Source organism: Streptomyces sp. NPDC096105, from assembly GCF_044763335.1.
Lineage (GTDB): Bacteria > Actinomycetota > Actinomycetes > Streptomycetales > Streptomycetaceae > Streptomyces.
The window spans coordinates 1-23879 of the sequence record NZ_JBIWGC010000031.1; the positions used below are offsets into that span (position 1 = coordinate 1).

Consider the following 23879-nt stretch of genomic DNA (forward strand, 5'->3'; position numbering starts at 1 on the left):
GATCACCTGGAGCACACCCTCATGAGCAGCGAGTCCACCACCATCCGCTGGGAGCAGGACGACACCGGCGTCGTCACCCTCGTCCTCGACGACCCGTCCCGGTCGGTCAACACCATGAACGCCGCGTTCATCGACTCGCTGGAGGCCGTCACCGCGCGGCTGACCGAGCAGCGCGACAGCGTCCGCGGTGTGATCGTCGCCTCCGCCAAGAAGAGCTTCTTCGCCGGCGGCGACCTGCACGACCTGATCTCCGTCACGCCCGAGACGGCCGGCGTCTCCTACGAGGCCGGCATGCGCGTCAAGCGGGCGCTGCGGGTCATGGAGACCTTGGGCAGGCCGGTCGTCGCGGCGATCAACGGCGCGGCGCTGGGCGGCGGTTACGAGATCGCGCTGGCCTGCCACCACCGCATCGCCCTGGACGCGCCCGGCACCGAGGTCGGCTGCCCCGAGGTGACCCTGGGTCTGCTGCCCGGAGGCGGCGGGGTCACCCGCACGGTCCGCATGTTCGGCGTGACGGAGGCCCTGCGGAAGATCCTCCTGGAGGGCACGCAGTACGGCCCCGCCCGTGCCCTGGAGGCGGGTCTCGTCGACGAGGTCGTCTCCGACCCCGGCGAACTCCTCGCCCGCGCACGGGCGTTCGTCGACGCCCACCCCGAGTCCGCGCAGCCCTGGGACGCCCCCGGCTACCGCATCCCCGGCGGCACCCCGTCGCACCCGAAGTTCGCCGCCCACCTGCCCGCCCTCCCCGCGCTGCTGCGGAAGAAGACCGGCGGCGCTCCCTGTCCCGCCCCGCGCAACATCCTCGCGGCGGCCGTGGAGAGCGCCCAGGTCGACGTGGACACGGCCTTCGAGATCGAGGCCCGCCACCTGACCGAGCTGGTCACCGGGCAGATCACCAAGAACATGATCCAGGGGTTCTTCTTCGACCTCAGGGCGGTCGGCTCCGGCGCCGGGCGCCCGAAGGACGTCCCCGCGCGGAAGGCGACCCGGGTGGCCGTGCTCGGCGCGGGCATGATGGGCGCCGGCATCGCCTACTCCTGCGCCGCCGCGGGCATCGACGTCGTGCTGAAGGACGTCACCGCCGACGCGGCGTCCCGGGGCAGGGGCTACTCCGAGAAGCTGTGCGCCAAGGCCGTCGCGCGCGGCCGTACGACACGGGAGCGGGCGGACGCCCTGCTCGCCCGCATCACCCCGACCGCGGAGAGCGGGGACCTGGCCGGCTGCGACGCGGTGATCGAGGCCGTCTTCGAGGACACCGCCCTCAAGCACCAGGTGTTCCAGGAGATCCAGCACGTCGTCGCCCCCGACGCGCTGCTGTGCTCCAACACCTCCACCCTCCCTGTCACCGTGCTCGCCAAGGGCGTGGAACGGCCCCGCGACTTCCTCGGCCTGCACTTCTTCTCGCCCGTCGACAAGATGCCGCTGGTGGAGATCGTCAAGGGCGAGAGGACGGGGGAGGAGGCGCTGGCCCGCGCCTTCGACCTGGTGCGGCAGATCCGCAAGACGCCGATCGTGGTCAACGACTCCCGCGGCTTCTTCACCTCCCGCGTCATCGGCCGCTTCATCGACGAGGGCGTCACCATGGTCGGCGAGGGGATCGACCCGGCCTCCGTCGAGCAGGCGGCGGCCCAGGCCGGCTACCCGGCCAAGGTCCTCGCCCTGATGGACGAACTCACCCTCACGCTCCCGCGCAGGATCCGCGAGGAGAACCGCCGCGCGGTCGAGGCGGACGGCGGCACCTGGCGGCCGCACCCCGCGGACGCGGTGGTGGACCGCATGATCGACGCGTTCGGCCGCCCCGGACGGTCCGGCGGCGCCGGCTTCTACGACTACGACGAGCAGGGCCGGCGCGCCGGCCTCTGGCCCGGACTGCGCGAGCACTTCACCGACCCGGCGATGCGGCCCGCCGACCTCACCGAGCTGAAGGAGCGGATGCTCTTCGCCGAGGCGCTGGACGCGGTGCGCTGCCTGGAGGAAGGCGTGCTGGAGTCGGTGGCCGACGCCAACGTCGGCTCGCTGCTCGGCATCGGCTTCCCGCCGTGGACCGGCGGCGTCCTGCAGTACGTCAACGGCTACGACGGCGGCCTGCCCGGCTTCGTCGCCCGCGCCCGCGAACTCGCCGGACGGTACGGCGACCGCTTCGCCCCGCCCGAGCTGCTGCTGCGCAAGGCCGGCCGCGGCGAGACCTTCACCGACGCCTGAGCGCAAGGCCCGCTCCCGACACCGGGCACGCCCGCAGGGGCTTCCCCACGCCCCGGTCTCCCCGGACGTTCTCTCCCCGACCCGCAACGCAAGGAGGCCCCGATGACGTCGCCACCCCGCACCGCAGGCGACCTGCCCGACGACCCCGCCGCCCGCACCCTGCCCCGGCTCCTGGCCCGCAACGCGCACGCGTACCCCGACCTGCCGGGCCTGTCCTGGCAGTCGGACGACCCCGACACCGACTGGACGACGCTCACCTGGGGCGAGATCCACGCGCACACCCGCGGCCTCGCCGCCGGCTACCGGGCCCTCGGTGTCGGCCGCGGCGACCACGTGCTCATGATGATGGCCAACCGGCCCGAGCACTGGCTGTCCGACCTGGCGCTGGTCCGCCTCGGCGCGGTCCCGGTGAGCGTCTACGGCACCTCGGCCCCCGAGCAGATCACCCACATTGCCCGCAACTGCCGCGCCCGCCTCGCCGTCGTCGGCGGGGCGGACCAGCTCCCGGTGTGGGAACCGCTGCTGGCCGACCCCGGCACCCCGCTGGAACGGCTCGTGGTGGCCGACGCGGGAGCCGAGGGCGCGCACGTGCCGTACGCGTCGCTGCGACGCGAGCCGGTGCCGGAGGAGTTCGGCAAGGAACTGGACACCGCCCGTCCCGAGGACCCGCTGACCGTCGTCTACACCTCCGGCACCACCGGCGAGCCCAAGGGCGTCGTCCTCACCCACCGGGTGGTGCTGTCCAACGCGCTCGCGCTGGACGCCGTGGTGGAACTTCCGCCGCACGTCGAGCACATCTGCTACCTGCCGTTCGCGCACATCGCCGAGCGGATGCTGGGCATCTACCTGCCCTGTCACCGCGCGTCGCACGTCCACCTGTGCGCCGACCCGACGAAGGTCGGCGAGGTGGTGCGCACGGTGCGCCCGGCGCAGTTCTTCGGCGTGCCGCGCATCTGGGAGAAACTGTCCGCCGCCGTGCGGGCCGTGCTCTCGCTGATGCCGGACGGCCAACGGGCCGTCATCGACGCGGCGTTCGAGGTGGCGCGCGAGCACGTCGCGTACCGCGAGCGCGGCCAGGTGCCGCCGCCCGAGCTGGAGGAGCGCTACACCCGCGTCCGCAAGGAGGTGCTGCTGCCCATGCTGGCGGCCGGCGGCCTGGACCGGGTGACCTGGACGGCCAGCGCGTCCGCGCCCATGCCGGCCGACGTGGTGAGGTTCTGGGCCGGGTTCGGCGTCGTCATCATGGACGCCTGGGGGCTGACCGAGACCACCGGCGTCGCCACCAGCAACAGCCCGAAGACCGGTTTCCGGCTCGGCTCGGTGGGCCGCCCGGTGGAGTCCGTGGAGATCCGCGTCGCCGAGGACGGCGAGATCATGGTGCGCGGCATGTCGGTGTTCGACGGTTACCTCCAGCCGGACGGCTCCGTGCGGTCCGCGCTGGACGCCGACGGCTGGCTGGCCACCGGCGACATCGGCCGGATCGACGAGGACGGCTACCTGTGGCTCACCGACCGCAAGAAGGAGATGATCATCACCTCGACCGGCAAGAACGTCTCGCCGGCCCTGGTGGAGAACACCCTCAAGGAACACCCGCTGATCGGCCAGGCGATGGTGCACGGCGACAACCGCTCCTACCTGGTCGCCCTGCTCGTTCTTGACCCGGAGGCCGCCCCGGCCTGGGCCGCGAAGCACGGCATCGACACGGAGGGCGGCCCGGCCGCCCTCGTACGGCATCCGGACATCCGGGCCGAGGTGGAGCGCGCGGTGGCCGCCGCCAACAGCCGCCTCAACCGCACCGAGCAGGTCAAGCGGTACGAACTGCTCGCTGAGGAGTGGGGTCCGGCGACCGGTGAGCTGACCCCGTCGCTGAAGATGCGGCGCCGCGTCATCCGCGACAAGTACGCCGACGCGTTGACCGCGCTCCACGACGACTGACCTCTCGCACGACGACGGCCGCCCGCCCCGGTTCCAGGGGGCGGGCGGCCGTCGTGTGCGCCCGGCTCAGAGCCCGTACGTCTTGCCGATGACGTCCCGCTGGATCTCGCTCGTCCCGCCGTACACCGTGGAGACGACCGCGGCCCGCAGATGGCGCTCCATGTCGAACTCCGTGGTGTAGCCGTAGCCGCCCATCATCTGCATGCCCTCCAGCGCGGTGCGCTTGGCGAGTTCGGTGGCCTTCAGCTTGGCCATCGACGCCTCGCGCGGGAACAGCTCGTCCGGCCGCGCGTCGCAGTCCAGGGCCACCTCGCGCACCAGCAGCCGCGTGCACTCGATCTCGGTGGCCAGGTCCGCGACCCGGTGCCGCAGCGCCTGGAAGGAGCCGACGGGCCGCCCGAACTGCTCCCGCTCACGGACGTAGGCGACCGCGTCGTCGAAGGCGCGGCGGGCCAGGCCCAGCATGTCGGCGGCCAGGAACAGCCGCTCGTGGTCGAGGCCGGCCATCAACTGCCTCCACCCGCCGTTCACCTCGCCGACGACGGAGTCCGCGGGCAGGCGTACGTCCGTGAGGTGGACGTCGTTGACCTCGCGGCCGCGCATCGTCCCGATGCCCCGGATTTCCACGCCCGGTGTGCCGGCGGGCAGGTGGAACATGGTCAGCCCGCCGTGCTTGTCCTCGCCGGTGCGGGCCACCAGCAGGATGCTCCGGGCGCAGTGCGCGTTGGAGATCCAGGTCTTCTGGCCGTCGATCACCCAGGTGCCGTCCCGCTCCCGCCGGGCCCGGCAGCGCAGCGCCCCGACGTCCGACCCGGCCCCCGGCTCCGACATCGCGATCGCCAGCACGTCGCCGCGGACCGCGCCGGACAGCACCTCCCGCCGCTGCCGCTCGGTGCCGAACCGCTCGTACGCCTTCGCCGTGATCACCGTCGTGACGAAGCCGCCGCACGGCACCATCCCGTACGACGTCTCCTCCAGGAACAGGCAGGCGTCGGCGGTCCCGCCGCCGGCGCCGCCGTACTCCTCGGGCAGGCAGATCCCGAGCCAGCCCAGGTCGGCGAGGCGGCGGTACAGCCCCGGATGGTGCGCCTCGCGGCCGCCGTCCGTCAGCGCGTCGCGCTGTTCCCGGGTGCCGCACTCGCGCTTGGTGAAGTCGCGTACGGCCGCCGCGAACGCGGCCTGTTCCTCGGTGAGTCGACTGCCCATCAGGTCCTCCGGGATGCGGGTGCCGGTCGGCGGCTCGGTCGGGCGGGGCACGTTCTGGAGATACAAGGATATGATAGATGTATCAGCGTCTCTCAGGGAGCCGTTCGCCGGTATCGTGAGGATCACCATGAGAACTGACACGAACGACTCGTGGCTCGCCCGGGTCCTCGCCCGCCCGGAGCCCGAGGACGACACGGCGCGGCGGATCCTCGACGCGGCACTGGAGCAGTTCACCCTCCTCGGGGTGCGCCGCTCCTCGGTGGACGACGTCGCCAAGCGGGCCGGTGTCTCCCGGGTGACCGTCTACCGGCGCTTCCAGACCAAGGACCGCCTGGTGGAGGAGACCCTGCTGCGCGAACTGAGCCGCTTCTTCGCCCGGCTCGACGCGGCGGTGGCGGGCCTGCCGACCATGCGGGAGCGGGTCGTCGAGGGGTTCGCCGTCGCCCTGCGCCACAGCCGCGCCCATCCGCTCCTCGGCGGCATGCTGCGGCTCGAACCCGAGGTGGTGCTGCCGTACCTGACCGTGCAGGGCGGCTCCTCGCTGTCGGCCACCGTCGAGTACCTGACCGGGCATCTGCGCCGGGCGCAGCAGGTGGAGGGCCGGCCTGACGAGGACCCGCGTCCGGTCGCCGAGCTGATGGTGCGGGTCGCCGTGTCCTTCCTGCTCAACCCGTCGAGCTGCATCGAGATGGAGGACGAGGACCAGGCCCGGGCCTTCGCCCGGCGCTATCTGGCCCCGCTGCTGGACGCCTGACCGCCCCGGCGGCGACGGGCAGGCCCCCCGCGCCGTTCAGCGCCGCCGGTGCAGGGCACGCGCCAGCCGCACCGCGCGCTCGCGGGTGGCCGCCGGGACCGCGAAGGAGGTCAGCGCGATCGCCGGGGCGAACCGCTGGACCGTCATCGACTGGACGGAGGTGAACGCCCGCAGCCCCTCCGCGCCGTGGATCCGCCCGAACCCGGAGTCCCCCGACCCCCCGAACGGCAGCGCGGGCACCGCCGCGAAGCCCAGCACCGAGTTCACCGACACCGCGCCCGCGCGCAGCCGCGCCGCGATCGCCGCCCCCGTGCGCCCGCTGCCGCAGAACACCGCGGCCCCGAGGGCGTAGCGGGAGGCGTTGGCGCGCTCCACGGCCTCGTCCACGCCCGCCACCGCGTTGACCGCCACGACCGGCCCGAACGTCTCCTCCGTCATCGCCGCCGCGTCCTCCGGCACACCGGCCAGCACCACCGGGGCGACGTAGGGCGCCCGCACCGACTCGGGCCCGCCCAGCAGCGCCCGTCCGCCCGCCGCGACGGCGCCGCTGACGTGCCGCTCGACGACGGCGGTCTGGCCGGGCAGCGTCATCGGCCCGTAGGCGGCGTCCGCGCCGGCCCCGGTGGGCAGCGCCCCGGCCCGCTCCACCACCCGCGCGCACAGCTCCTCGTGGACCTCCCGCACCGCGTAGACGCGCTCCACGCCCGCGCAGGTCTGCCCCGCGTTGCTCAGCGCGCCCCACACGATCGCGTCGGCGGCCGCGTCCAGGTCGGCGTCGGCGGTGACGATCACCGCGTCCTTGCCGCCGCACTCGGCGAGGAACGGCGTCAGCGTCTCCGCGCACACCGCCATCACCTTCCGCGCCGTCCCCGGCGACCCCGTGAACGCCAGCTTGTCCACCCCGGAGCGGGCCAGCGCGTCCCCGGTCGCCGCCGCCCCCGTGACCGTGGTGAGCAGCCCGGCGTGCTCGGGCGCGGCGGAGTCGAACAGCTCAGCCAGCAGCACCCCCGTGCCCGGCGTCAGTTCCGACGGCTTGAACACCACCGCGTTCCCCGCGGCGAGGGCGTACCCGATGGAGCCCATCGGGGTGTGGAGGGGGTAGTTCCAGGGGCCGATCACGCCGACGACACCCAGCGGACGGTGGACCAGCGAGGCCCGCTGATGCACCGTGAACAGCCCGGTCCGCACCCTTCTCCGGCCCAGCACCCGGGGGGCGTTGCGGGCGGCCCACGCCAGGTGCTCCAGCGTGAGGACCACTTCCAGCGCGGCGTCACCGGCGGGCTTGCCGGTCTCCTCCGCGATGGTGCGGGCCACCGTGTCCAGGCCGTCGGCGAGGGTCTTCTTCCAGCGCAGCAGCAGGGCACGGCGGCGCGACGCGGGCAGTGCCGCCCACCCCGCCTGCACGGTGCGGGCGCGGGCCACGGCACGGGCGACGTCCTCCGGCCCGTGCACCGGGTACTCGGCGAGCCGCTCGCCGGTCGCGGGGGAGTGTGTGGGGAACGTGGTGGCGCAGGCGCGCGGGGCGGCGGCCGGGACGGTCCCGGTCATGGGGTCTCCTCACGAAGGGTTCGGACGGCGGACGGCCGCGACGGCCCGGGGGCCGCGTCGGGCGGCTCCTCGTCCGGCGGTTCCTCGTCCGGCAGCGGCAGGGCCGGACGGGACTGCGCCCAGTGCGGGCCCAGGTCGTCCAAGGTCCAGCCGAAGGGATAGGTGCGCGCCTTCGGGCGGCGCGGAAACCGCTCCGGCCGGGCCGGCAGCAGCCGGACGACCGCGGCGCGCAGGCGCAGCGCCCGGTGCGCGACCGCCCGCAGCCAGGCCGGCTGCGGCCGGAACCCGAGGGCCGTCAGCAACGGTTCGTCGAGCACGGCCAGCGTGGCCCGTACGGCGATCCGGCGCAGCGGGGCCGGGTACCAGGCCGCCATGACGCGTAACGTGGCCGCGGCGACCCGGCGGTTGGCGGGGTCGTAGGCGAACATCTCCCGCTCGTAGGCGTCGTGGAGCCGCTCGAACTCCGCGTAGGTGCCGGGCACCGAGGAGATGCCCATCATCTCGCCCATCCGCCGGCCCACCAGCGCCAGGCTCTCGGTCTCCTGAGCGCACAACGGCCGCCACCCGTACCGGTCGATCCACCGCTTCGGCCCCACCACCGTGGTGGCCAGCACGTACAGGAAGTCCTCGTTGGGGATGCGGTACCGGCCGTGGATGCGGTTGAGGTGGCGGGCGGCGGCCCGCCCGTGCTCCGAGTCCGTCCCGTCGCGCACCATCTCGTACGCGATCAGCACCGTGTCGTCGTAGCGCTTCTGCCCGGCACGCTCGAACTCCTGCGTGCGGTCCAGCAGTCGGGAGATGCGCGGGACGCCGTAGTCGCGCAGGAACGCGACCGACGTGCCGTGCAGGTAGTCGCGGGGGAACTCGTACTGCGTGATCCAGCGGTAGATCTGCTCGAAGTCCCGCTGCGGATCCATCTGCCGCATCCGGGCGAGCCTGCGGTGACGGCCCATGCTGATCCCTCCTGTCGGCAACGCGGCCACCGGCTCGCCGAGCGAGGGACCGGAGGCGACGGAGACGTGGAACACGGCCCTGGTGTGCAACGGAGATACTGAAGCTATTGACTTGTAACATCGGGCGTCAATACCGCGGACGCGCCCCGTCGGGGCACGCGAGTTCGCCGGGGCGCGCGGTGCCGCCCAGGCGCGCCGCACCGGCTGAGCGGCACCGCGCCGGAAAATACCCGGCGCGTACGGGGCCCGGCGTGACAAGCTGTGCTCGCCCGTTCCCGGACCCAGGAGGTCACCATGACCGCAGAACCGCCCGCCACGGAAGGTTCGGAGCCGGCCGCCGCGACGTCCCCGGTCACGCCGGACGACGACGGCGCCTACGACCTGAAGCGCAAGTTCCGCGAGGCCCTGGCGCGCAAGCGCGGCGCCCAGGCGGAAGCGGCCGAGGCCGTCGGCAGCCCGAACGCGTCCAAGGTGCGCGCCACGCACGGCCCGGCGACGGGCCGGCGGTCGTTCCGCCGCAAGAGCGGCTGAGCCGGTCCGTCCCGCCCCGCCCGTGACCCGCGCGGTTCACGGGCGGGGGTGCGGGCGCCCCGTCTTCACCACCGGTTGCGGGCCTCCTCCGCCCAGCCGGTGAGCCCGTCGGGATCCACCCAGGAGCCGTCGTCGGCGCGGGCGCGCCCCGTGAAGCTCCCGAAGCACTGGTGCGTGTCGTCGGACACCACCCACAAGCTCGTCCTGGCGGTCCGGACGTGGAAGGGGCGGAACTCGGCCTCCACCCGGGGCCCGCCGATCCGCCACGGACGCAGCCAGTCCGTACGGTCGTACTCCCAGACGAGTTCATCGCCGATCTTGTGCAGGCGGCCGTCGGCGAACAGGGCGTTCTCCGTCGCACCCGTGCCGTCGGTCCACCGGCCGCCGAGCTGGATCGCCCGCCCCGGCGCGCAGCCCGCCGCCCGGTTCCACGTCATGGAGTACGGCCACTTGCCGCGCCCGTGGCCGAGGACGGCGAAGGAGCCGGACGCGTCGAACGCGACCTCCCGCGAGCCGAGCGTCAGACGGCCGTGGACGGGGCGTCCGAGGTCCTTCAGCGTGTGCTGGAAGCGGCGCTCGCTCCACGGCACGACCACGCCCAGCGACTCGTGCCCCGGCTCCAGCGGCGCCTCGGCCTCCAGCCGGACACCGGGGGCGGCCGCGCTGATCGTGGTGCCCTCCGCGTGCTGGACGAACTCCGGCGTCACCCCGCCGCCCCGCGCGGACGCGGTCCCCGTCCCGCTGCGGTCCGGCATGCGCACGCCCCGCGCCAGCGGCGTCACCGCGTCCCCGGCCGGTGGCCCGGTCCAGCACGTACCCGCCGTGCGTGCCGGCGTGGTCGAGGGAGGAGGCGACCAGGCCGACGATGTGCGACGGCATGACGATGCCCCAATACTCCCAGCGCTTGACGCGCCCCCACCCGCGCAGGTTCGCCCGGTGCAGCGGCCGCCGGGTCCAGCCGACCGCCTCCGGATCGAGCCGCCCGTCGGGGAGGCACAGGCCGACGGGGAGGTGATCTCACGTTCGGCGGTCATGTCAGCGCGGCCCTTTCGCCCGGGTGACGCGGCTCGGCCGGGTCCAGCGGACACCCGAGCACGGCCACCTGTGTCCGTGCCCAGTCATACCGCGACACACGATCGCGGCGTGCGCCGTCCCGGAAAGCGCGACGGGCCGTCCGGGAACTCCCTTTCCCGGACGGCCCGTTCCTCCCGCACCTCACCCCCGGGCGACCGCCGCCACGACCGTCCCCGGCTCGTACGCGCCGTCCTTCCGAGGGACGGCGACCGCCGGCCGGTCAGCCGTCACATCCGGCCGCGCCGCGCGCGGCGGGCGGCACGGCGGCGCAGCCGGAGCGGCAGCACGTACCAGCACAGCGCGAACCACAGCATGACCCCGCCCACCAGCACCTCGGCGAGCACGCCCGGCACGACGAACCGCAGGATCAGCAGCAGCGTGCAGCCGATGGTGAGCGCGAGCAGCACCATCCCGCACACCATCAACCGCCCGGCCATCTCCACCACTTCGTCCTTCATCCGCTGCCCGGACAGGAAACGGTGGATGGACACCGGCGCGATCAGCGAGCCGGTGGCGGACGCGCCGAACACCACGGTCATGACGTAGATGACCCGGTCCAGCGTCTCCAGTTCACGGAACAGCGGGGTGAAGGCCACGCTGAGCAGGAAGCCGAAGAGGATCTGCACACCCGTCTGCGTGACACGCGTCTCCTGCAGCACCTCGTTCCAGCGGCGGTTCACCCGCTCACGCGCCGACTCCGGCGGCTCGTCGCCGGGCCACGAGGCGTGGGTGTCGTGGCGCGCGCAGCAGGCGCTCTGCTTCTCCGTCGGCTCGGCCGGCTGCTCCGTCATCGTCATGGCGTCCTCCCCTGTTCCAGGCGGACCGTTTGCCCCGATCAGCGCCGGTCATGCCGGATCCGGGGCGAACGAGGCCGACCGCACACGCCGGGTCCCGGCGCCCCGTGCCCGGCCGCGCGGCGCGCGCCCCGTGGTCCGCCGAGGACGCCCTGGGACAGGAGGGACGCGACTACGTCGTCCTGGAGCGGGGGAGCGGACCCGGCACGTTCTTCGCCCGCTGCAGCGAGCGCCGCTCCGCGGCCGCCGACCTGGTGCGCCACCAGGGCGACTTCGCCCGCCGTACCGGGGCCCGCGTCGAGTACGGCGACCGGGTCGTCACCGGACGCCGACTCCTCGCCCGGGTACGGCGGGCGGCGACGTCCCGTCCTCCCCGTCCGCGCCCGCGACGTGACCATCGTCAACGCTGCGCCGAGCCGGTCCCCACGCCCGGGCGGCCTCCTCCGTTTCATCACCATCGGGTACCGGGCCGGAACTGTGGCTTCCATCACAGCCCTTGTGACCTTGCTCCTGATGAGATCACCGGATGCTCGGTCTCCTCGTCCGTCTCCTCCCCTTCTGGATCCGCGAACCGCTGGTCATCCTGGTCGGGACGGTGTTCGGCGTACGCATCCTCCACATGGCCCTCGTCGACGGCGAGGGATGGGCGCCGGCCGTCATCGGCGCGGCGTTCCTGCTGGTGGCGGTGGTGCGCGTGCGCGTGGTCGTGCACGCGCTGCGCGCCCGCCGGCGCCCGGCCCCTCCGGTGGCCGCGGTGACGGCGCCCGTCGCCCCGGCGGTACGGCGTCCTCCCGGGAAGGAACCCAACGCCTTCGCTCAGGCCGCCCTGGCCATCGGCCTCTTCGCGGTGATCGGAGGCGTCCTGTGGATCGAGGGCCGGCTCCCGGAATCCGGCGCCACGGGGGCCTCTCGGGCCGCCACGTGCGGGAGCGGCGACGAGGACGGGAAGCCGCCGACCGCCCACCGGGCCACGTCCGACGCCGTGACCGGCGAGGACCTGTGCCGGGCGCTCAACCGGCCCGAGCTGCCCGAACTCCTCGGCACCCCCACCGAGACCGCGACCTACGCCTCCGGCACCGACGCCGCCGCCCCCCTGACCGACGGGAAGGTCGCCCGGCCCGAGGCGAGGGTCGAGTTCGACACGTACACCGTGGAGCTGTCGGCCACGTACGACGAGCTGACGGTCGCCCAGTACGCGAACCTGACGACGTACCGGAACGCCCCGGACCTCAGAAAGCTCACGGTGCTGGGGCGACCCGCGCTGTTCACCTCGGACCACATGATGAAGATCCAGTTCGACCTGGGGAGCGGCGGCGGCTCCGGCGGCCCCGTGGGGCAGGGACCCCTGGCCCGGACACTGACCGTGGCGCTCGACGGCGAGGACCGGGGCGGCTCCTACGGCTTCACCGTGTGGAGCGAGACCGGGGCGCTCCCGGACGACGGCGCCCTCCTCGACATCGCCGAGGCGGTCCTGCCCGAGATCGCGCGGGGGAAGCAGGACCGGGGCTGATCCACGGCCGGACGGCGTTGGTAAGGTTCGGCTGACCTAACCTGCGCGCCCGTGCGGTGTCGCCGCTCCGAAGGACTCACGCATGCCCGGCAGCCCGCCCCAGCCCCGCACGCCCCGGGCGGTGTTCGCCGCGGCACTGCGGCGCCACCGCGGGCGGCTCGTGGCCGGCTGGCTGCTGCTGGCGCTGCACCAGGCCGCGGAGGCCGCCGTCCCGATCGCCATCGGCCTGGTCATCGACCGTGCCGTGGCCACCGGCGACGTCACGGCGCTGCTCTGGTCCGTCGCCGGTCTGACGGTGCTCTTCACCGTCCTCGCCTACGCGTACCGCCTCGGCGCCCGGCAGGGCATGACCGCGCTGGAACAGGAGGCGCACCTGCTGCGCGTCGACGTGACCCGCGCCGCCCTGGACCCGCGCGGCCGCCGTACGGACCTGCGGACCGGCGAACTCCTCGCCGTCGCCTCGTCGGACGCGCAGCGGACCGCGCTGATCATCCACGCGGTGTCCTTCGCGTTCGCCGCGTTCGCCGCCATCGCCGTGTCGTCCGTGGCCCTGCTCCTCATCGACGTGCCCCTCGGCCTCGGCGTGCTGGCGGGCGTGACGTTCTCGGTCCTGCTCAACGGCTGGATCGGACCCCGCCTCACCCGGCACAGCGCCGCGCTCCAGGAGGCCACGGGACGCGTCACGGCCCTGGCCGCCGACCTGCTCGGCGGGCTGCGCACCCTGCGCGGCATCGGGGCCCGCGGCGCCGCCTCCGACCGCTACCGGGCGACGGGCGAGGAAGCGCTGCAGGCGGGCCTGCGCACCGCCACCACCACCGGGCTGCACCGGGGCGTGACGACGACGAGCAGCGGACTGTTCCTCGCCGCGGTCGCCGGGTTCGCCGGCTGGTCGGCGCTCGACGGACGCCTGACGGTCGGACAGCTCGTGACGGTCGTCGGCCTCGCCCAGTTCATCGCCGAGCCGCTGAACACCCTCGGCTTCTGCGGGCAGCTCCTGGCGCAGGCGAGGGCCTCCGCCCGCCGCTGGGCCGGCGCCGTGGACGCCCCGCCGCTGACCGTCCCGGGCACCCGCGACCAGGCGCCCGGACAGGCCGACCTGACGCTGCGCGGCGTCACCCACCGCACTCTGGACGGCCTCGACCTGCACGCCCCGCACGGGCAGCTCACCGCCGTCGTCGCCCACGACCCGCGCGACGCCGACGCGTTGCTCGCGGTGATCTCCGGCCGCGCGGCCGGGCACGGGGGAGAGGTCCTGACCGGCGGTGTGCCCGCCGCGGACCTCACCCTCGACGCGCGGCGGCGCACGGTGCTCGTCGAGGAGCACGACGTCGCCCTGTTCGAGGGAACCCTGCGGGACAACCTCACGGCGGGCGCGGACCACGACGACGAGGCGGTCGCCGCCGCGGTGACCGCCGCCGCGGCCGACGACATCGTCGCCCAGCACCCGGCCGGCCTCGGCCACCGCGTCACCGAACGCGGCGGCTCGCTCTCCGGCGGGCAACGGCAGCGCATCGGCGTGGCCCGCGCGCTGCTGGCGTCGCCTCCCGTGCTCGTGCTGCACGACCCGACCACGGCCGTCGACGCGGTGACGGAGGAGGCGATGGCCCAGGGGCTCGCCGACCGGCGCCGCGGACACTGCACCGTCGTGGTCACCAGCAGCCCCGCGCTGCTGGCGCGCGCCGACCGGGTGGTCGTGGTCGAGGGCGGACGCGCCGTGCGCACCGGCACCCACAGCGAACTCGCCGCGTCGGACCCGGCGTACCGGAAGGCGGTCCTGCGATGAACGAGCGGACGGACGACGCGGCACGGCCCGGACGGCAGGACGCGCCCCCGGCCGCGGGGACCCCCGGCGACCCCCGGCAGGACCTGCTCCCCATCGCTTCCCCCCGCCGCACCTGGGCGCTGCTCCGCGCCGAACTGGCCGGCCACCGGCGGCTCACGGCGGCCGCCGTGGCGGTGACGCTGCTGGCCGGCACCGCCGGGCTCGTCGCCCCCTGGGTGCTCGGCGGCCTCGTCGACGACGTACGGGCCGGTGCCGGCACCGACAGCCTGCTGTCCGTGGTCGTCACCCTGGTGGCCGCCGCCGTCGCCGCCGGGGTGCTCACCGGACTCGGCGCCGCCCTGGTGGCCCGGCTGGGCGAGACGGTCCTGGCCCGCATCCGCGCCCGCGTGCTCGACCGCGCGCTCCACCTCCCCTCCGCGGTCCTGGAGCGGGCCGGCACCGGCGACCTGCTCTCCCGCACGGGTGACGACGTCGCCGTCGTCACCGCCGCCGTCTCCGCCGTCGTGCCGCAGCTGGTGAGCGCCCTGTTCACCGTGGCCCTCACCGGCGCCGGACTGTTCGCCCTGGACTGGCGGCTCGGCCTCGCCGGACTCGCGGCGGCCCCCGTGTACGTGCTCGCGCTGCGCTGGTACCTGCCGCGCTCCGGCCCCCTCTACGCCGAGCAGCGCGTGGCGACCGGCGCGCGCACCCAGGCGATGGCGGCCTCCCTGAACGGCGCGTCCACCGTGCTGGCCCACCGGCGGGAGGCCGAGCACGTGGCGCGGGTGGACGAGCGGTCGGCCGAGGCGCGCGACGTGTCCCTCACCGTGTTCCGGCTGTTCACCCGGTTCGGCTCGCGGCTCAACCTCGCCGAGCTGATCGGGCTCACCGCCGTCCTCGTCACCGGCTTCCTGCTGGTGCGGGCCGACGCGGTGACCGTGGGCGCGGTGACGGCCGCGGCGCTCTACTTCCACCGGCTGTTCAACCCGATCGGCTTCCTCATCACGCAGTTCGACGACGTCCAGGAAGCCGGGGCGAGCCTGGCACGGCTCGCCGGGATCGCCACCATGAGCCCGCCGCCCGAGCCCGAGGTCCCCGAGACGCCGGCCGACGCGAGCCTCGAACTGCGCGGCGTCACCCACGCGTACGACGACCGGACCGTGCTGCGGGACGTCACGCTGACGGTCGCCCCCGGCGAGCGGGTGGCGCTGGTCGGGGCCAGCGGCGCGGGCAAGACCACGCTCGCCTCCGTCATCGCCGGCGTACTGAAGCCCACGGCCGGCACCGTACGGCTGGGCGGGGCGCGCCTGGACCGGATCGGGGAGAGCCGGCTGGGCCGCCATGTGGCCCTGCTCAGCCAGGAGTTGCACGTCTTCCACGGCACCCTCCTCGACAACGTGCGGCTCGGCCGCCCCGAGGCCGACGACGAGGCGGTGCTGGCCGCGCTCGACGCGGTGGGCGCCCTCGGCTGGGCGCGTGCGCTGCCGGACGGTCCGGCCACCCGCGTCGGCGAGGGCGCGCACCCGCTGACCGCCGCCCAGGCGGGTCACGTCGCCCTGGCCAGGCTGGCGTTGGCCGACCCGCCGGTGGCGGTGCTGGACGAGGCGACGGCCGAGGCGGGCAGCGCGGGCGCCCGGGTGCTGGAGGAGGCCGCCGAGGCGGCGACCCGCGGCCGGACCACGCTGCTGGTCGCGCACCGGCTCACCCAGGCCGAACGCGCCGACCGGATCCTGGTGCTCGACCAGGGCGCCGTGGTGGAGAGCGGAACGCACGACGAACTGCTCGCGGCGGGCGGGCGCTACGCCGCGCTGTGGTGGAGCTGGACGGGACTGCGCTCCGCCGCCCCGGACGAGCCGCAGCCGTACGTTCCGGCGCCTCGGTGACGGGCGAGTGCGCCTGGGAGGTGTCGTCAAAGTGCCACGCTCACGTTAGGAGCGAGGGTCACGGCTGCTGGTAGAACTGGGCCGTGCCCGCTCCGGAGCTGGCACGGATGACTCTCTTGCCGGCGGCCCCCTCCGCCCCGGCCTTCACCATGGAGCCCGCTTTGCCCCTGCGGACAGGTACTACCCACCCGATATCCGTGCTCCTGGCGACCGCGCTCGCGGCCGCAACGCTCACCGGCTGCGCGCTGCTGGAACTCGCCAGAGACTGCGAGGGGACCGACGACCGGGTGAAGGAGATGGCGACGCTCGACATCCTCAACTCCCGGCCCGGCGGGGCCGCCGTCGCCCGGGGCTTCGAGGAAGTGGACGCTGGCTGCTGGGCGGACAGCGGCGATGTCGTGGTGTACGCCGGCCGGACGTACACCTTCCCCGGCACACAGGACGAAGTGACCGCGCACTACCGGACAGAGGCGGTACGGGACGGATGGAATCCGGACCCCGAAGCCTTGCCCGGCGACCTGTGCTTCACCAGAAAGGGCATGGCCCTGTCGATCGTCTTCCTCACCGCCGAGCGCCTTGCAGAGGACGGTCACGGAAGCCGCCCCGACCTCACCACCGGGGCCGGCTACTCGGTCAGCATCGACTCGTACGTGAACAGCGGCACCGAGGCTAGTTGCTAGGTTCTGTCGTCTATGTGATCTCGACTGGTGGATCATGGCCGGGTGATACGTCGTCATGAACTGACGGATGCCGAGTGGGATTTCGTGCAGCCGTTGCTGCCTTCGACATCAATGGGGCGCCCTCGGCTGGATGACCGGACGGTGCTCAACGGGATCGTGTGGAAGCTCCGGGCAGGGGTGGCCTGGCGGGACGTGCCCGAGCGGTACGGATCCTGGGCCAGCCTGCATACCCGCTTCCGCCGCTGGGCCACAGACGGCACGTTCGACCGGATGTTGCGGAGCGCGCAGGCCCGGGCGGACGCGGCCGGGGACGTCGACTGGCTGGTGTCGGTCGACTCCAGCATCGTCCGGGCGCATCAACACGCAGCCGGCGCTCGAAAAGGGGGCACCGCAACCCGGCGCTCGGACGCTCCAGAGACGGTCTGGCCAGCAAGATTCATCTGGCTTGCGACGGTCTGGGCCGCCCGCTCGCTCTGGTGGTCACGGGTGGCAACACCAACGACTGCACCCAGTTCACCGCTGTGATGGAGGTGATACGTACCCCGGCTCGGGCCGGGACGGCCGCGTGTCCGGCCGGGCCACGTCATCGGCGACAAGGGTTACAGCTCGAAGGCGATCCGCACGTGGCTGCGGCGCCGGAACATCTCGCACACCATTCCGGAAAAGGCCGACCAGGCCGGCAACCGGGCCCGGCGTGGCAGCCGGGGTGGCCGCCCGCCGGCCTTCGGCAAGCAGATCTACAAGCGGCGCAACGTCGTGGAACGGTGCTTCAACCGCTTGAAGCAGTGGCGCGGCATCGCCACCCGATACGACAAGACCACCGAGTCCTGCCAAGCAGCCGTCACCCCCGCCTCACTCCTGATGTGGGTGTGACCCTTTGACGACAACTCCCAGGGGGAACTGGCCAGGCCAGACCCTGCTCGCGACATCATCACGTCCGCCGAAGAAGACGACGGGTGTCGTGTACAGGCGACGCTCGTCCGCCCGCATCAGCCGCGCCGACGCGGGCGGACGACCGTTCCGTACTGCACGGCCCCGGCGCGGCGGGTCAGGCCCGGTCCCGCCCCAGGCCCGCGACGAACCCGGACCATGCGCTCCGCGTGAACGCGAGCCGGGGGCCGCCGCGCTCCTTGGAGTCCCGTACGTGTATGGCGGTCGCGCCGGGGGCGATCTCGACGCACTCGCCTCCGTCTCCGCCGCTGTAGGTGCTTTTGAACCAGCGCAGCTCGTTGGGCTGTTGGATGTTCATCGGTCTCCCAGCAGCTTTTCGATCAGAGCCGAGGACTCAGCCGGGTTGAGCGCCTGTCCTCGAATGCTTCCGTAGCGTGCGGCCAGCATACGGACCTCCTCGGGGTCTGTGATCAGCCGGTTGACGCTCTGGAACTCCCCGTACCCGACCTGTGGTTTGCCTTTGGGCGTGAGAAGGATGAACGGTCCTTCCATACCGGCGTGTCCCTGGCACTTCAATGGGAGCACCTGGATCTCCACATTGCGCAGACGGCCCATTTCCAGGAGATGCCGCAGTTGCTCATGCTGTACGGCGCGGCCACCGATCTCCCGAAGCAGCACGGACTCTTCGATGACTGCCGTCACCATCGGCGGTGGCCAGCAGGTCAGGATCTGTTGACGGTCGAGCCGCGCCGCCACTCGATGCTCAATGGTCTCCTCGTCGAGGAACGGCCGCCGTGCCGTGAAGACTGTCTGCGCGTAGCTCCTCGTCTGCAGGAGGCCCGGCATCGTCAATGTGCTGTAGAAGCAGATCTCGACCGCCTCCGCCTCCAACCGCGCGTAGTCCCGGAACCACTCCGGATGCCGCACCCGGCGCCTGGTCTTCGCCCGTTCCACGTCCTCCGCGGCCGACGCGAGCAGGCCGCCGCAGTCCAGCAACCGGTCCACCGCGGCCGGCAGTTCCGGCTGGGGCGTGCACCGGGCCCGTTCGACCGACGAGATCGTCTCCTCGCCGTACCCGATCCGGTCGCCCAGCTCCTTCTGGCTCAGCCCGGCCCGCTCCCGGGCGACCTTGATCTGCCGCCCCAGGGCCCGGAAGAGGTCCGCGACCTCGTCCGTGCCGTCCGTCTCGCCGCCCGTGGGGACCCCCGTGCCCGACTGTGCTGTCATGCCGTACCACCACCTTGTTCCCTGTACCGGGGACGAACCGGCGACAGCCCGGCCGGGTCACGGCCGTACGCCCGTACACCGCACCGTCCGTACCGGGACAGTCACCCCGCGTACCGCTCGGAGTGTTCCCCACGGTAGGACGACTCGGTCACCCTCGGTGATGTGAATCAGGAAACCGTCACCGCACCCGGTGAACCGATCGCAGGCACGGCTCACTTCCGCACGTTGTTCCCCACCACCGCGCACGGCGCGCACACCGCGCGCCACGCCGCCGAGCGCTGGCTGACCGGGCAGCGGGGCGAGACGGAGGCGGTCGACGACGACAGCGCGGCCACGGCCTTGCTCCTCATCGCCGAACTGACCGCGAACGCGGCCCTGCACGGCCGGGTGAGAGGCAGGAACGCACGCCTGGCCCTCACCCTGACCCCCACCACACTGAGGATCGAGGTCACCGACGCGCGGGGCGAGCGTCGCCCCGTGCCGGCATCTGCCGTCGATGCCGACGGTGAATCCGGACGGGGCCTGCTCCTGGTCGCCTCGCTCGCCGACGCCTGGGGCTGCGAGCCGTGCCCGCCCGGCGGCAAGACGGTGTGGGCGGAATGCGCCCGGCGGGCACCGCTCAGGACGAGTCCCGGCTCTCCCAGCGGTCCCGGAACCGCGTCAGCGTCTCGGTGAGCAGCTCCCGGTTGCGCTCCTTCTCCAGCAGGGACAGCCGGATGTCGGGGCGCAGCTCCAGCTTGCCCTCCGGGATGTCGACACTGTCCACCCGCGCACCAAGGTCACCCGTGGCGCTGGCTGTCGTACCGCCGCCCCGGCGACGGTCTTCAAGCTTGTCGAGTCCGTCCGGGCCCGGTGGCGGGCCGTAAACGCACGCGGTCTCGCCGCTTTTGTCCGTGCCGGATCCCTCTTCGAGCGCGGCCAGTTCATCGACCGTCCCCTCACTGCTGCGGCATAGGGTCTGGTACGCCATGACCGACCACCACACCTACGGCACCAGCACCCACACCGCCGGCGAGCTGGCCCGGCTCGTCGGTGACCGCCTCGGACTGGTCTTCACCGCGCGCGACAGCTACTACCGGGGCGTCTACCACCTCGCTGGCATCCCCAACGGGCGAATCGAGATCCAGCCCAATCCGATACCCGGCGACGACGATGAAGACGACCTCTACGCCCCGGAACATCCGGCGACCCAGGTGCTGTTGCTCGTCACCACCTCGACCCTGAACCCAGCGCTGCAGGCCTGCCTGGCCTCCATCGAAGGGCTCACCCACCTGAACCACGAGACCGTGTGAACAACTACTGATCCACAGTCTTTGGCAACTGCCTCTGGCACCCTGGCCCATGACCTTGTGCACGTGGTCTGAGCAGCAGAAGCAGATCCGGGACGGGCGGACGTAGGAGTGGGTGGATGGGCGGGGACGTGGAGCGGGAGTGCTGGGAGCTGCGGTCGGGAGTCGGTGTGGGTCCGTTGTGGTTCGGGATGTCTCCAGACGAGGTCGCCCAGGCGCTTTCGGTACCTGGACCGCAGGAACGGGTTGGCGGTCCGTATGCGCAGGAGGACTTCCCGGATGGGGTGAAAGCGTTCTACGACGCTAGCGAGCTCGCCTGCGTCGCGCTGGATGCGGTGACCGGTCCGCAGGTCTTCCTGTCCGGCTTTCCGCTGGCGGGAAGCGATCCTGAGCAGGGCCGGCAGTTCCTGCTGGACCACGCTGCGGAGCATGGGAACTGTTTGCTCCACACGTCTGATGAGTCGCTTTCCCTGACTGATATCGGGGTTCTTCTGCGCTCGCAGCAGGTCGGGGCAGCGCGCCTGACACGTCCGCTCTTCATGAAGGAGGAGTGGTTGGAGTCGGAGTACTTCCGGGACTGTCTTCCGCTGGAGGGCGGCTCGGACTGAGCGCTCGATCCGGCGAACGACGCCACCAGCATCCTGGGCGGTTGCGCGTTCCTGACCGAACAGCACTCGCCGGTGTCCTGTTCGTGCTGCGGACCGGTGTCGCCTGGCGGACGTCCCGGCGGAAACCGTGGGCTGTTCCGGCGCGGCCTCCATGACGTCACTCAGCTTCTGCCCCTGCTCGACACGGTCCCGCCGATCCGGGGAGTTCGGGAACGTCCCCGCCGCAAGCTCCGGCGTGTGTACGCCGACCGGGGCTACGACTTCGACAAGCACCGCCGCCCACGGCTCCGGACTGGGCAAGGGCCGCTGGGTGGTCGAGCGTGCTTTCGCCTGGCCGCACCAGCTCAAACGGCTCCGCGCCCGCTACGAGCGCCACGCCGATCTCCACCAAGGCATGCTCGAACACCGGAACACCGGAACACCGGAACACCGACACCCGGGCACACCGGCCGGGGTGAGGCACGACGGACGTCCTCTGTCGGCCCCCGGCGTCACCGCCCCGTTCCCCCTCGACACGACGCTTCGCGCTGGTGACCCGGGATCCAGGGCGGCGGCCCGGCCTCGAGGCGAACGACTACTTCTTGAGCGCGACTCCCGCCACGGAGACGTCGGGCGCGTCCGTCTCGGGCGCGTCGGGGTCCGGGCGCCAGGAGGCCGTGGCGACGACCCCGGGCTCCACCAGGTCCAGCCCGGCGAAGTACGAGGCGATCTCCTCCGGTGACCGGAGGTGGTAGGTGTTGGCGGACTGCTTGTTGTACGCCGCGACCGCCGTGTTGAGCGCCTCGTTCGAGTCCGTGCCGTCGCTCAGGGCCAGGTAGCTGCCCGAGGGAAGTCCGGACAGCAGGGCGCTCACCAGGTCCGCCGGCCGGTCGGCGTCGGAGATCTGTCCCACGATCCCGAGCATGGTCAGGGCGACCGGGCGGCTGAAGTCCAGCGTCTTGGCGGCCTCGGCCAGGATCCGCTCCGGGTCGCGCACGTCCGCGTCCACGTAGGCACAGGCCCCCTCGGGGCTGCTGGTGAGCAGCGCCTCGGCGTGCACCAGCACCAGCGGATCGTTGTCCACGTACACGATGCGGCTCTCGGGTGCGATGCGCTGCGCCAGTTCGTGGGTGTTGTCCGCGGTGGGCAGTCCGGTACCGATGTCCAGGAACTGACGGATGCCGGCCTCCTGCGCGAGGAAGCGCACGGCGCGCGCGAGGAACCGCCGCTGCAGCCGGGCGACGGCGGCGAACTCCGGGAACGTGGTCAGGATGGCGTCGCCGACCTCGCTGTCGACGGGGTAGTTGTCCTTGCCGCCCAGGAGGTAGTTCCAGACCCGGGCGGAGTGCGGACGGTCGGTCTGCAGTCTGTCCCTGATGTCGCCGCGCGAGGATTCGGGGGATTCCATGGATTCCATGGGCATAGCTTCACACAAAGTGGTGAAGGATTTGATCAAGTACCCCCTCACAGAACGGACTTCCGCAGAAAAGGCGGACGCGGAGCGTCGAGCGGAGCCCGGGTGTGTGAGGGGGAGCCGGCCCGGAGCACGACCGGGCCGGCGGTGCCGGACGGTCAGGGAACGGTCAGTGAGCAGACGCGGCTGCCGGGGTCGAAGATGCGCAGGTCCCGGATCATCTTGTGGGCGAGGAACAGATGCCCGCGCTGGTCGGGGTGGAGCCCGTCCCCCAGGAGACCGGTGGGCGCACTGCCGCCGTGGGCCGCCAGCCAGTGGGCGTGGTGGTCGACGAGGACGACACCGTGTTCCCGCGCGACCTCCCGCATGGTCTCGGCGTAGTTGCCGAGCGCCGTGCGGTTGCCCCATCGGGCGAGGTCGACGGGGTTGGGGGTCTGCAGGACCGGTACGACCCCGCCGGGCAGGGCGCGGACGGCGTCGACCAGCCGGACGAGGTTCGCCCGGTAGACTGCCCGGCCGATGCCCGGGGTCGCGACGTCGTTGGTGCCCAGCATGATCGACACGACACGCGGGGAGAACGCCGTCACCCGCTGGGGGAACGCGGCCACCAGATCGTCGGTGGTGGCGCCGCTGACGCCGGTGTCCACCACGAAGTCGGTGTTCTTGGGCTTGCCCAGCTCCCAGCGGACGCGCTCCTGGAAGTGCTCGGCGTAGCTGCGCCAGCCGTTCGTCCACAGCGCGCCGTGCGTGATGCTGTCCCCCGTGATCACCCAGTTGGCGGGGGTGTCGGAGTTGAGGATCCCCGAGAGGGCGCCGAAGTCCGTGAGGTCCACACGGGCGCTCTCCGCCTGCAGTTCCGCCTGGGTCAGCACCCGGTCGTAGACGGCGACCCGGCGGATGCCGCCGGTGTAGAACCACTCACCTCCCGGGTGGGTGCTGTCGACGTTGCGTCCCACGTTGACCGAGGCCAGGCCGGGGACGGCGGAGAAGAACCGGGTGTTCGCCAGGGTCAGCACGGGACGGCCGTCGGCGTGGAAGGTCGTGCTCTGGCCGGAGACCGTCACGGCGAAGGTGTGCCAGGCGCCGTCGTCGTACATCGTGCGGGTGAGGCGGTTCACCAGGACGGCGCCCCGGTCCCGGACGACGAACTGCAGGGCGCCGCCGGCCAGTCCGAGGAAGACCTCGCTGGACGGCTCCAGCGGGTTCGACACGCCGAGGAGGGTCATCGCCGGATTGCGGCTGGTGGTTCTGCAGGTGGCGAGGACCGTGCCGGTGCTCAGCCCCCTGACGGCGGACACCTGGGCGGAGAGGTCGGTGTACGACGTGCCGTCGTACGTCCTCTCGACCCGGTGGTCCAGCACGGGTCCGACGGTCTGCGCGGCCAGCGCCCGGCCCGTGGAAACGGTCATCGCGGCGGCCAGGGAGCCGGCGGCGGCGAGTACGGCTCGTCTTCGCATGGTTCGCCTCTCGTGAGGTCCGGCGGCCCACGCGGGCCGCTTGGGTCGAGTCGTGAGGTGTCCGGTGTCGTGTGTCAAACGCGGGGGGGGCGGGAAAAAACCCAACCCCCCCCGGGTAAAAACCCCCCCCCCCGTGAATGGGGCGGGGCCAAAATACACAACAAGATAACGCCCCCCGCCGC

General features: G+C 72.9%; 22 protein-coding genes and 3 pseudogenes. 13 read left to right on the plus strand and 12 right to left on the minus strand.

The genetic code is table 11. From position 1 onward, the window contains the following. The first annotated feature begins 21 nt into the window (after window positions 1-21). Both ACIQ8B_RS30975 and ACIQ8B_RS30980 read left to right on the plus strand, forming a co-directional pair. Window positions 22-2202 carry a 3-hydroxyacyl-CoA dehydrogenase NAD-binding domain-containing protein gene (locus tag ACIQ8B_RS30975; RefSeq protein WP_403551503.1) on the plus strand — a complete coding sequence of 727 codons (2181 nt, stop codon included), beginning with the start codon at window positions 22-24 and terminating at the stop codon, window positions 2200-2202. A 102-nt stretch (window positions 2203-2304) separates the two neighbouring features. Continuing rightward, window positions 2305-4137, plus strand: a complete 1833-nt coding sequence (locus tag ACIQ8B_RS30980) for an AMP-dependent synthetase/ligase (RefSeq protein ID WP_403551416.1) — start codon at window positions 2305-2307, stop codon at window positions 4135-4137. A 66-nt stretch (window positions 4138-4203) separates the two neighbouring features. Here the strand turns inward: ACIQ8B_RS30980 and ACIQ8B_RS30985 are convergent, their stop codons facing one another. After that, window positions 4204-5343 (minus strand): acyl-CoA dehydrogenase family protein, encoded by a 1140-nt coding sequence (locus tag ACIQ8B_RS30985; RefSeq protein WP_403551505.1) that lies wholly within the window; start codon window positions 5341-5343, stop codon window positions 4204-4206. Window positions 5344-5470: 127 nt separating this feature from the next. On the opposite strand from ACIQ8B_RS30985, the gene ACIQ8B_RS30990 reads away from it, so the two are divergent. Beyond that, window positions 5471-6097 carry a TetR/AcrR family transcriptional regulator gene (locus ACIQ8B_RS30990; RefSeq protein WP_290011566.1) on the plus strand — a complete coding sequence of 209 codons (627 nt, stop codon included), beginning with the start codon at window positions 5471-5473 and terminating at the stop codon, window positions 6095-6097. A 36-nt stretch (window positions 6098-6133) separates the two neighbouring features. Here ACIQ8B_RS30990 and ACIQ8B_RS30995 read toward each other — a convergent pair whose 3' ends face one another. Both ACIQ8B_RS30995 and ACIQ8B_RS31000 read right to left on the minus strand, forming a co-directional pair. Then, on the minus strand, window positions 6134-7645 hold the full coding sequence (locus ACIQ8B_RS30995) for an aldehyde dehydrogenase family protein (RefSeq protein ID WP_403551419.1): 1512 nt from the start codon (window positions 7643-7645) through the stop codon (window positions 6134-6136). Further along, window positions 7642-8598: an oxygenase MpaB family protein gene (locus tag ACIQ8B_RS31000; protein ID WP_403551507.1), complete on the minus strand. Its 957-nt coding sequence runs from the start codon at window positions 8596-8598 to the stop codon at window positions 7642-7644. The genes ACIQ8B_RS30995 and ACIQ8B_RS31000 overlap by 4 nt, the downstream gene beginning before the upstream one ends. A 294-nt stretch (window positions 8599-8892) precedes the next feature. Here ACIQ8B_RS31000 and ACIQ8B_RS31005 point away from each other — a divergent pair, with 294 nt between their 5' ends. Continuing rightward, window positions 8893-9129: a DUF5302 domain-containing protein gene (locus ACIQ8B_RS31005; protein ID WP_403551421.1), complete on the plus strand. Its 237-nt coding sequence runs from the start codon at window positions 8893-8895 to the stop codon at window positions 9127-9129. Between the two features lie 65 nt (window positions 9130-9194). Here the strand turns inward: ACIQ8B_RS31005 and ACIQ8B_RS31010 are convergent, their stop codons facing one another. From ACIQ8B_RS31010 to ACIQ8B_RS31025, 4 genes and pseudogenes are all read right to left on the minus strand, one after another. Further along, complete coding sequence (locus ACIQ8B_RS31010) at window positions 9195-9884, minus strand: DUF2804 domain-containing protein (RefSeq protein WP_403551423.1); 690 nt, start codon at window positions 9882-9884, stop codon at window positions 9195-9197. Window positions 9885-9978: 94 nt separating this feature from the next. Continuing rightward, window positions 9979-10128 (minus strand): annotated as a pseudogene (locus ACIQ8B_RS31015) (DUF2804 family protein); the annotation flags it as partial. A gap of 302 nt (window positions 10129-10430) precedes the next feature. Continuing rightward, window positions 10431-11000, minus strand: a complete 570-nt coding sequence (locus ACIQ8B_RS31020) for a DUF6328 family protein (protein ID WP_403551425.1) — start codon at window positions 10998-11000, stop codon at window positions 10431-10433. 169 nt (window positions 11001-11169) lie between these two features. Further along, a complete protein-coding gene (locus tag ACIQ8B_RS31025; RefSeq protein WP_403551427.1) occupies window positions 11170-11319 on the minus strand; it encodes a hypothetical protein in 150 nt (49 codons plus the stop codon). Between the two features lie 204 nt (window positions 11320-11523). Here ACIQ8B_RS31025 and ACIQ8B_RS31030 point away from each other — a divergent pair, with 204 nt between their 5' ends. The 5 genes and pseudogenes from ACIQ8B_RS31030 (at window position 11524) to ACIQ8B_RS31050 (ending at window position 17705) form a co-directional block, all read left to right on the plus strand. Continuing rightward, a complete protein-coding gene (locus ACIQ8B_RS31030) occupies window positions 11524-12507 on the plus strand; it encodes a DUF6215 domain-containing protein (protein WP_403551429.1) in 984 nt (327 codons plus the stop codon). A gap of 82 nt (window positions 12508-12589) precedes the next feature. Then, window positions 12590-14290: an ABC transporter ATP-binding protein gene (locus ACIQ8B_RS31035; RefSeq protein ID WP_403551432.1), complete on the plus strand. Its 1701-nt coding sequence runs from the start codon at window positions 12590-12592 to the stop codon at window positions 14288-14290. Next, entirely contained in the window at window positions 14287-16152 is a 1866-nt protein-coding gene (locus ACIQ8B_RS31040; RefSeq protein WP_403551434.1) for an ABC transporter ATP-binding protein, read from the plus strand. The genes ACIQ8B_RS31035 and ACIQ8B_RS31040 overlap by 4 nt, the downstream gene beginning before the upstream one ends. A gap of 197 nt (window positions 16153-16349) precedes the next feature. Further along, entirely contained in the window at window positions 16350-16832 is a 483-nt protein-coding gene (locus ACIQ8B_RS31045; protein WP_403551436.1) for a hypothetical protein, read from the plus strand. Between the two features lie 45 nt (window positions 16833-16877). Continuing rightward, window positions 16878-17705 (plus strand): annotated as a pseudogene (locus tag ACIQ8B_RS31050) (IS5 family transposase). Window positions 17706-17880: 175 nt separating this feature from the next. Here the strand turns inward: ACIQ8B_RS31050 and ACIQ8B_RS31055 are convergent. Both ACIQ8B_RS31055 and ACIQ8B_RS31060 read right to left on the minus strand, forming a co-directional pair. Next, window positions 17881-18081 (minus strand): DUF397 domain-containing protein, encoded by a 201-nt coding sequence (locus ACIQ8B_RS31055; protein WP_290011554.1) that lies wholly within the window; start codon window positions 18079-18081, stop codon window positions 17881-17883. Next, window positions 18078-18950, minus strand: a complete 873-nt coding sequence (locus ACIQ8B_RS31060) for a Scr1 family TA system antitoxin-like transcriptional regulator (protein ID WP_403551438.1) — start codon at window positions 18948-18950, stop codon at window positions 18078-18080. The genes ACIQ8B_RS31055 and ACIQ8B_RS31060 overlap by 4 nt, the downstream gene beginning before the upstream one ends. Before the next feature lie 162 nt (window positions 18951-19112). On the opposite strand from ACIQ8B_RS31060, the gene ACIQ8B_RS31065 reads away from it, so the two are divergent. Continuing rightward, the gene (locus tag ACIQ8B_RS31065) at window positions 19113-19625 is read left to right on the plus strand and encodes an ATP-binding protein (RefSeq protein WP_403551440.1); all 513 of its coding nucleotides are present in this window, start codon (window positions 19113-19115) and stop codon (window positions 19623-19625) included. Here the strand turns inward: ACIQ8B_RS31065 and ACIQ8B_RS31070 are convergent. Beyond that, window positions 19570-19716 carry a hypothetical protein gene (locus ACIQ8B_RS31070; protein WP_403551442.1) on the minus strand — a complete coding sequence of 49 codons (147 nt, stop codon included), beginning with the start codon at window positions 19714-19716 and terminating at the stop codon, window positions 19570-19572. The genes ACIQ8B_RS31065 and ACIQ8B_RS31070 overlap by 56 nt on opposite strands. Window positions 19717-19843: 127 nt before the next feature. Here ACIQ8B_RS31070 and ACIQ8B_RS31075 point away from each other — a divergent pair, with 127 nt between their 5' ends. From ACIQ8B_RS31075 to ACIQ8B_RS31085, 3 genes and pseudogenes are all read left to right on the plus strand, one after another. Next, entirely contained in the window at window positions 19844-20242 is a 399-nt protein-coding gene (locus ACIQ8B_RS31075; protein WP_403551444.1) for a hypothetical protein, read from the plus strand. A gap of 116 nt (window positions 20243-20358) precedes the next feature. Next, window positions 20359-20847 carry a hypothetical protein gene (locus ACIQ8B_RS31080; protein ID WP_290011551.1) on the plus strand — a complete coding sequence of 163 codons (489 nt, stop codon included), beginning with the start codon at window positions 20359-20361 and terminating at the stop codon, window positions 20845-20847. Between the two features lie 147 nt (window positions 20848-20994). Beyond that, a pseudogene (locus ACIQ8B_RS31085) lies at window positions 20995-21250 on the plus strand (IS5/IS1182 family transposase); the annotation flags it as partial. 171 nt (window positions 21251-21421) lie between these two features. Here ACIQ8B_RS31085 and ACIQ8B_RS31090 read toward each other — a convergent pair. Then, the gene (locus ACIQ8B_RS31090; protein WP_403551446.1) at window positions 21422-22243 is read right to left on the minus strand and encodes an SAM-dependent methyltransferase; all 822 of its coding nucleotides are present in this window, start codon (window positions 22241-22243) and stop codon (window positions 21422-21424) included. A gap of 155 nt (window positions 22244-22398) precedes the next feature. After that, window positions 22399-23697, minus strand: a complete 1299-nt coding sequence (locus ACIQ8B_RS31095) for a GDSL-type esterase/lipase family protein (RefSeq protein ID WP_403551448.1) — start codon at window positions 23695-23697, stop codon at window positions 22399-22401. Between the last annotated feature and the right edge of the window lie 182 nt (window positions 23698-23879).